We start from the raw sequence: 7,492 nt of genomic DNA on the forward strand, positions 1-7,492 counted from the left end.
GGATCAGCACGTCGGCCAGGCCGATACCCCCGCCCTCGCGGGACATCGAAACCGCCAACTGCTGGTCGTACATTTCCTGATACTGCTTGGCCGCCGGTGTGTTCAGCGGATTGTCCTGGCCGAGCGCTTCGGTGGCCGAACGCATCGACTTGAGCATTTCGCCGAGGAACAGCGACTCGAATTCCTGCGCAACCTTGCGCATGTTTTCGTCGCTGTTCTTGTCGCCGACCTTCAGCTGGTTCAGACGATTGAGGTCGGAGTAGGAACCCGAATCGCTGCTGCTGACCAGACCGCTTTTGCGCATATCCATGGTGGCCGGCCTCAGATCACGATCAGGTCGGCTTGCAATGCGCCGGCCTGCTTCAGAGCTTCGAGAATCGCCATCAGGTCACCCGGTGCTGCGCCGACCTGGTTCACCGCACGGACGATCTCGTCGAGGGTGGTGCCCGGGCCGAACTTGAACATCGGTTTGGCTTCCTGTTCGGCATTCACTCGCGAGCGCGGCACGACGGCGGTCTGGCCGTTGGACAGCGGGCCAGGCTGGCTGACAATCGGGTCTTCGGTGATGGTCACGGTCAGGCTGCCGTGGGTCACGGCGGCTGGCGACACTTTCACGTTCTGGCCGATGACGATGGTGCCGGTACGCGAGTTGATGATGACTTTTGCCACCGCCTGACCCGGATCGATTTCGAGGTTTTCCAGGATCGACAGGTAGTCGACGCGCTGGCTCGGATCCAGTGGCGCAGTCACGCGCACCGAACCGCCGTCGATGGCTTGGGCGACGCCAGGGCCGAGCATGTCGTTGACCTTGTCGACGATACGCTTGGCGGTGGTGAAGTCGGAGCGGTTGAGGTTCAGCGTCAGGCTGTTGCCTTGGTTGAAACCGCTCGGCACCGCACGTTCTACCGACGCACCGCCCGGAATGCGACCTGCCGACGGAACGTTGACGGTGATCTTCGAACCATCGCGGCCTTCAGCGTCGAAACCGCCGACCACGAGGTTGCCCTGAGCGATCGCATACACGTTGCCGTCGATACCCTTGAGTGGCGTCAGCAGCAAGGTGCCGCCGCGCAGGCTCTTGGAGTTACCGATCGAAGACACGGTGATGTCGACCTGCTGACCCGGTTTGGCAAACGCTGGCAGATCGGCACTCACCGACACCGCCGCGACGTTCTTCAACTGCACGTTGCCCGATCCCGGCGGCACCTTGATGCCGAACTGCGAGAGCATGTTGTTGAAGGTCTGCAGGGTGAGCGGGGTCTGCGTCGTCTGGTCACCGGTGCCGTTAAGCCCGACCACCAGGCCGTAACCGATCAACTGGTTGGAGCGCACGCCGGAAATGCTGGCGATGTCTTTCAGCCGCTCGGCGTGTGCGGTGAACGCCGCAGACATCAACAACGCGGCCACCATAAGGCTTTTCAGATTCAACGTAGCCACCTAGAAAGGGAACAGCGGGCTGAGGAAGAAACGGTCGAACCAGCCTGGCTGACTCGTATCGGCAAACGCGCCGGTACCCGAGTAGGTGATGCGCGCATCGGCGACGCGGGTCGACGACACGGTGTTGTCGGTCGCGATGTCATCGGCGCGGACCATGCCGGCGATGCGCACCAGTTCGTCACCGGTGTTGAGCGTCAGCCACTTCTCGCCACGCACGGCGATGATGCCGTTGGGCAGCACGTCGGCCACGGTCACGGTGATCGAACCGGTCAGGCTGTTGCTCTGCCCGGACTTGGCGTCGCCCTTGGTCGAACGGTCGGCGCTGTAGCCGGCGTTCAGGCTCAGGTCGCCACCACCAATCGGGTTGTTGGTGGTCAGGCTGGAGCCGAACAACGAGGTCAGGCCGATCGAGTTATCGCTGTTCTTGTCCATCTGCGAGTTGGCGTTCTTGCTCGCTTGGGTGCGCTCGTTCAGGGTGATGGTGATGATGTCACCGACCCGGAACGCCTTGCGGTCGCTGTACAGGTTCTGCTCGAAGCCGGCCTGATAGATCGAGCCATTGTTGGCAGCCGCCGGCAACGGTGTGCGCGGCAACACCGGGGCGTAGTAAGGGTCATTGGGCTTGGGCGTCGGGGCGACGCAGCCCGCGAGCGAGACGACCCCACTCAATGCCAGAACAGATACAAAGCGCTTCATGACCCTACCTCACGGTGTTGCTGGCGACCTCAGGCCGCCCCAAAGACTGGATTACAGATTCTGCGTTACGAACGAGAGCATCTGGTCGGCGGTGGAGATCACCTTGGAGTTCATCTCGTAGGCGCGTTGAGTGGTGATCATGTTGACCATCTCTTCAACGGTGCTGACGTTCGAGGTTTCCAGGGTGTTCTGCAGCGTGGTACCGAAACCGTTCAGGCCCGGGGTGCCGATCTGTGGCGCGCCGGAAGCAGCGGTTTCCAGGAACAGGTTGTTGCCCACGGCTTGCAGGCCGGCCGGGTTGATGAAGTCGGCGGTCTGCAGGTTGCCGATCACTTGCGAGGCCGGGTTGCCGGCGATGGTGATCGACACGGTGCCGTCACGGCCGACAGTGAAGGTCTGCGCATCGTTCGGAATGATGATCGCCGGCTCCAGGGCGAAACCGCTGGCGTTGACGATCTGGCCATTGGAGTCGAGGTGGAAAGTACCGTCACGGGTGTAGGACGTGGTGCCGTCCGGCTGCAGGATCTGGAAGAAACCGCGACCGTCGATGGCCATGTCCAGCGGCTGCTCGGTGGTTTGCAGGCTGCCGGCGGTGAAGTTTTTCTGAGTGCCGACAATGCGCACACCGGTACCCACTTGCAGACCCGACGGCAATTCGCTGTCCTGGGTAGACTGGGCGCCTGGCTGACGCTTGATCTGATAGAGCAGGTCCTGGAACTCGGCACGGTCACGTTTGAAACCCGTGGTCGAAACGTTCGCCAGGTTGTTGGAAATGGTGGTCAGGTTGGTGTCCTGGGCGGACAGACCGGTTTTGGCAACCCATAGAGCCGGAAGCATTCGATTCTCCTCGTGCGCCTGTTTTACGGCGCGACGTTCTGATAATTAGCTGATCTGCAAGACCCGAGCCATGGCCTGGTCGTCGTCTTTGGCGGTGTTCATCATCTTGACGTGCAACTCGAACTGCTTGGCCAGGGCCAGCACCGAAGTCATTTCTTCCACGGCATTGACGTTGCTCGACTCGAGGAAACCCGAGACCAGTTTGACGTTGGCGTCGGCTTGCGCCGGCTGGCCGTCCTTGGTGTAAATCGAACCGTCGAGGCCTTTGTTCATGTTCTTGATGTCCGGATTGACCAGCTTGATCCGGTCGACTTCGGCCATGACGCGCGGACCTTCGCCCATTGCGCGAATGCTGATGGTGCCGTCTTCACCGACTTCGACCTGCTGCTCGGGCGGCACGGCGATCGGGCCGCCATTACCGATCACCGGCATGCCGTTGCCGGCGCGCAATACGCCGAGGGCGTCGATGTTGAGGCTGCCGGTGCGCACGTAGCTTTCACCACCGCTGGGGTTTTGCACGGCGATGAAACCGTTGCCGGATACCGCGACGTCGAGTTCACGTCCGGTCTGCACCAGCGAGCCCGGCGTGAAGTCGGTGGCGGGACGTTCGCTCATGGCAAACGCGCGCGCCGGAAAGCTGTCACCGAACACCGGCATCGAACGCGCCTGCTCGAGGTCGCGCTGGAAGCCGTTGGTGGAGATGTTCGCCAGGTTGTTGGCATGCGCCCGCTGCGCCAGTGCGTTCTGGCTGGCGCCGGTCATTGCCACATAAAGGTACTTGTCCACTGTGTTTCCTCTGCATGCCGGACGTTTGCCGCCCACCGCTGTACTGCTCAGCCATAAGCAATTTGCAGACCAACTTTTTATTGGCGGGCGAAGGCCCGGCAAACAGGGGACTTGAGGGGATCGGAGGGGGAATCTGAAATGGGTCGAAGACGAAAAACCGGCGGTGTCATGCCGGTTGGTGGCAATCCTCAGTTCAGCGGGGGGATGGCGATCCTGTGGCGAGGGGATTTATCCCCGTTCGGCTGCGCAGCAGTCGCCAAGCCTGCAAATGAGGTCGCTGGGAAGGAAAAGCGGGGCGGCTTCGCCGCCCATCGGGGATAAATCCCCTCGCCACAAAGGCTCTATTTAGCTTTCGGAGGTTTTACCCACCTCATACTCACGCAACTTGTTGGCAATCGTCGTGTGCGAAACCCCCAGCCGCTTGCCCAACTGCCGACTGCTCGGGTGCTCGGAATACAAGCGTTCCAGCACGGCTTTCTCGAAACGCCCGACGATCTCGTCGAGACTTCCGTCGAGGGAGAAGTCGCCAAGCGGCTGACGCACGCCGTAATCCGGCAGGCGAATATGTTCGGCCTTGACCGTGCCGCCGTCGCACAGGGAAACCGCCTGGAACAGTACGTTCTCCAGCTGCCGCACGTTGCCCGGCCAGTGGTAATGGCTGAGGCGATCCATCGCCGCCGGGGCCAGTTTCGGCAGCGGACAGCCGATCTGCCGACTGGCCTGATCGAGAAAGTGTTCAACCAGCGGCGTCAGACCGTCGAGGCATTCGCGCAGTGGCGGGATGTGCAGCGACAGCACGTTCAAGCGGTGATAGAGATCCTGACGAAACTCGCCGCGCGCGCACAATTCGGACAAGTCCACCTGGGTCGCGCAGATCACCCGCACATCGAGATAGACCTCTTCATCACTGCCGACGCGACGGAAGCAACCGTCCTGAAGAAAGCGCAGCAGCTTGACCTGCAAGCGCGGGCTCATCTCGCCGACGCCATCGAGAAACAGCGTGCCGCCAGCGGTCAACTCCAGCAGGCCAAGCTTGCCCTCAGCACGAGCGCCTTCGAAAGCGCCGGGGCCGTAGCCGAACAGTTCGGTCTCGGCCATCGACTCCGGCAGTCCGGCGCAGTTGAGCGCCATCAACGGTGACTGTCCGCGCGGGCTGGCGAGGTGGCAGGCGCGCGCCAGCAGTTCCTTGCCAGTGCCGGTTTCGCCTTCTATTAATAGCGGCGCATCCAGCGGCGCCATGCGCCGCGCTTCGCGGACCACAGCGGCCATGACTTTCGAGCTTTGAAAGATGCTGTCGAACCCGCGCAGCTCTTGCTTGCGCACATTGTAGATACGCTCGCCGACGCGGTCGGCGCGGTGCAGCGTCAGCACCGCGCCGGCCATGGCCTCGCTGTCGTCGTGTTCCGATTGCAGCGGCGCGATGTCAGCGAGAAAGATGTCGCCCTTGACCTTGACCCGCATGCCGTTGATCCGCGATTTGTTGGCGCGCACCAATTCCGGCAAATCGAAATCCTCGGCGTAGCGCGACAGCGGAATCCCCGGCACTTCATCGACGCGCACCCCGAGCAACTGCGCCGCCGCGCGGTTGGCCGCAACGATCGAACCGCCCATGTCGATCGACAGCACCGGAAACTCCAGTGCGCCGAGCAGTGCGTTCAATTCCATGTGCCGGCGTTCACTGGGCATCAGCCCGACGCGCTTGACCCCGAACACCCCGCCGATCGCCTCGAACTTGGGGCGCAACGCCTGGAACTGGATGTTGATCAGGTTCGGGCAGTGCAGATAGATCGCATTGCCATGCTCACCACCCACCTCGCCGCGTGCGACGTTGATCCCGTACGCCACCAGCAGATTGAGGATGTCACGCAGGATGCCGATGCGATTCTGGCAGTGGACTTTGATGCGCATAGAAAAAGGCCCGACAGGTTTGAGAGGTAAACACATGTCCTTGTGGGAGCGAGCCTGCTCGCGAAGGCGCCAGCACATCCAGTATCGATGTGTCATACAGACCGCTTTCGCGAGCAGGCTCGCTCCCACAGGGTTTGGTGGCGCGCCCGAGGCAGAGTTTCTGTCGAGGCACGCAGATAGTTGTCAAGATTATGTGACAGCCCCTGCCCTTTTCAAACCCGCCAATCACCGTAAATGCGCATTACCCGACAAAGCGTAACGATAAATTTACGAAATACGCAGAATTTTCCTACGCACGCACCGGTCAACATGCTGCACGCCCTGTCACTCTGGGGTATTCCTTTAGCCATCGCTGGACATAACAACAACGAATTTCCTAGCAGGAGAGCAGCATGAAGCAGACGCAATACGTGGCTCGCGAGCCCGATGCGCAAGGTTTTATCGACTACCCCGCCGAAGAACATGCGGTGTGGAACACGCTGATCACTCGCCAGTTGAAGGTGATCGAAGGTCGCGCGTGCCAGGAATACCTGGACGGTATCGAAAAACTCGGTCTGCCCCACGACCGCATCCCGCAACTGGCCGAGATCAATAAAGTCCTCGGCGAGACCACCGGCTGGCAAGTTGCCCGGGTGCCGGCGCTGATTCCTTTCCAGACCTTCTTCGAGTTGCTTGCCAGCAAGCAATTCCCCGTCGCCACCTTCATACGTACCCGCGAAGAACTCGACTACCTGCAAGAGCCGGACATTTTTCACGAGATCTTCGGCCACTGCCCGCTACTGACCAACCCCTACTTCGCTGAATTCACCCACACCTACGGCAAGCTTGGCCTGCAAGCGACCAAGGAAGAACGCGTGTATCTGGCGCGGCTGTACTGGATGACCATCGAATTCGGTCTGGTCGACACCCCGCAGGGCAAGCGCATCTACGGTGGCGGGATTCTGTCCTCGCCGAAAGAAACCGTTTACTGCCTGTCGGACGAGCCCGAGCATCAGCTCTTCGATCCGCTGGAAGCCATGCGCACGCCGTATCGCATCGACATCCTGCAACCGCTGTACTTCGTCCTGCCCAATCTCAAGCGCCTGTTCGATGTGGCCCATGAAGACATCATGGCCATGGTTCGCCAAGGCATGCAGCTGGGCTTGCACGCGCCGAAATTTCCGCCGAAACCCAAAGCCGCCTGAACCGCGACTTTTGCTGACAATTGCGTCTGTCCGTCGCCGCCACTTTGCTTTAGCGTGACGGCATTGGCGGCACACGCGCTTTAATAAAAACATACTCGTTTTCAGGAATACACCATGTCGACTTTGAACCAAGCCCACTGCGAAGCCTGCCGCGCCGATGCGCCACAAGTCAGCGACGAAGAACTGCCGATCCTGATCAAGCAGATCCCTGACTGGAACATCGAAGTACGCGACGGCATCATGCAGCTGGAAAAAGTTTTCCTGTTCAAGAACTTCAAGCACGCGCTGGCGTTCACCAACGCCGTCGGCGAAATCTCCGAGGCCGAAGGTCACCACCCGGGCCTGCTGACCGAGTGGGGCAAAGTCACCGTGACCTGGTGGAGCCATTCGATCAAAGGCCTGCACCGCAACGACTTCATCATGGCTGCGCGCACTGACGAAGTGGCCAAGACCGCAGAAGGACGCAAGTAATGCACTTCGACGCCATCGGCCGGGTCCCCGGCGACCCGATTCTCGGTTTGATGGAGGCCTATGCGCAGGATGCCAATCCGCGCAAGTTCGACCTCGGCGTTGGCGTCTACAAGGATGCCCAGGGCCTGACGCCGATCCCGGAAGCGGTGAAAATCGCCGAGGCGCGACTGGTC

8 protein-coding genes and 1 pseudogene are annotated in these 7,492 nt (G+C 61.0%); 3 read left to right on the forward strand and 6 right to left on the reverse strand.

Features of this window, described 5'->3' with window-relative positions:
• From OQK_RS03310 to OQK_RS03335, 6 genes are all read right to left on the reverse strand, one after another.
• Positions 1-310: rod-binding protein (locus tag OQK_RS03310; RefSeq protein WP_177318467.1), on the reverse strand; the 310-nt coding region annotated here is incomplete at its 3' end.
• An 11-nt stretch (positions 311-321) separates the two neighbouring features.
• Complete coding sequence (locus OQK_RS03315) at positions 322-1,410, reverse strand: flagellar basal body P-ring protein FlgI (RefSeq protein WP_016771109.1); 1,089 nt, start codon at positions 1,408-1,410, stop codon at positions 322-324.
• Between the two features lie 27 nt (positions 1,411-1,437).
• Positions 1,438-2,133: a flagellar basal body L-ring protein FlgH gene (gene flgH, locus OQK_RS03320; protein WP_016771110.1), complete on the reverse strand. Its 696-nt coding sequence runs from the start codon at positions 2,131-2,133 to the stop codon at positions 1,438-1,440.
• A 51-nt stretch (positions 2,134-2,184) separates the two neighbouring features.
• Positions 2,185-2,970 carry a flagellar basal-body rod protein FlgG gene (gene flgG / locus OQK_RS03325; RefSeq protein ID WP_016771111.1) on the reverse strand — a complete coding sequence of 262 codons (786 nt, stop codon included), beginning with the start codon at positions 2,968-2,970 and terminating at the stop codon, positions 2,185-2,187.
• Between the two features lie 45 nt (positions 2,971-3,015).
• Positions 3,016-3,756 (reverse strand): flagellar basal body rod protein FlgF, encoded by a 741-nt coding sequence (locus tag OQK_RS03330; RefSeq protein ID WP_016771112.1) that lies wholly within the window; start codon positions 3,754-3,756, stop codon positions 3,016-3,018.
• A gap of 345 nt (positions 3,757-4,101) precedes the next feature.
• Entirely contained in the window at positions 4,102-5,664 is a 1,563-nt protein-coding gene (locus OQK_RS03335) for a sigma-54-dependent phenylalanine hydroxylase transcriptional regulator PhhR (protein WP_016771113.1), read from the reverse strand.
• Positions 5,665-6,056: 392 nt separating this feature from the next.
• On the opposite strand from OQK_RS03335, the gene phhA reads away from it, so the two are divergent.
• From phhA to OQK_RS30955, 3 genes and pseudogenes are all read left to right on the forward strand, one after another.
• Positions 6,057-6,848, forward strand: a complete 792-nt coding sequence (gene phhA, locus OQK_RS03340; RefSeq protein ID WP_016771114.1) for a phenylalanine 4-monooxygenase — start codon at positions 6,057-6,059, stop codon at positions 6,846-6,848.
• Positions 6,849-6,962: 114 nt separating this feature from the next.
• A complete protein-coding gene (locus tag OQK_RS03345) occupies positions 6,963-7,319 on the forward strand; it encodes a 4a-hydroxytetrahydrobiopterin dehydratase (protein WP_016771115.1) in 357 nt (118 codons plus the stop codon).
• Positions 7,319-7,492 (forward strand): annotated as a pseudogene (locus OQK_RS30955) (aromatic amino acid aminotransferase); the annotation flags it as partial. The gene OQK_RS03345 and the pseudogene OQK_RS30955, both read left to right, overlap by 1 nt.

The organism is Pseudomonas sp. R62 (assembly GCF_000257605.1).
GTDB lineage: Bacteria > Pseudomonadota > Gammaproteobacteria > Pseudomonadales > Pseudomonadaceae > Aquipseudomonas > Aquipseudomonas atacamensis.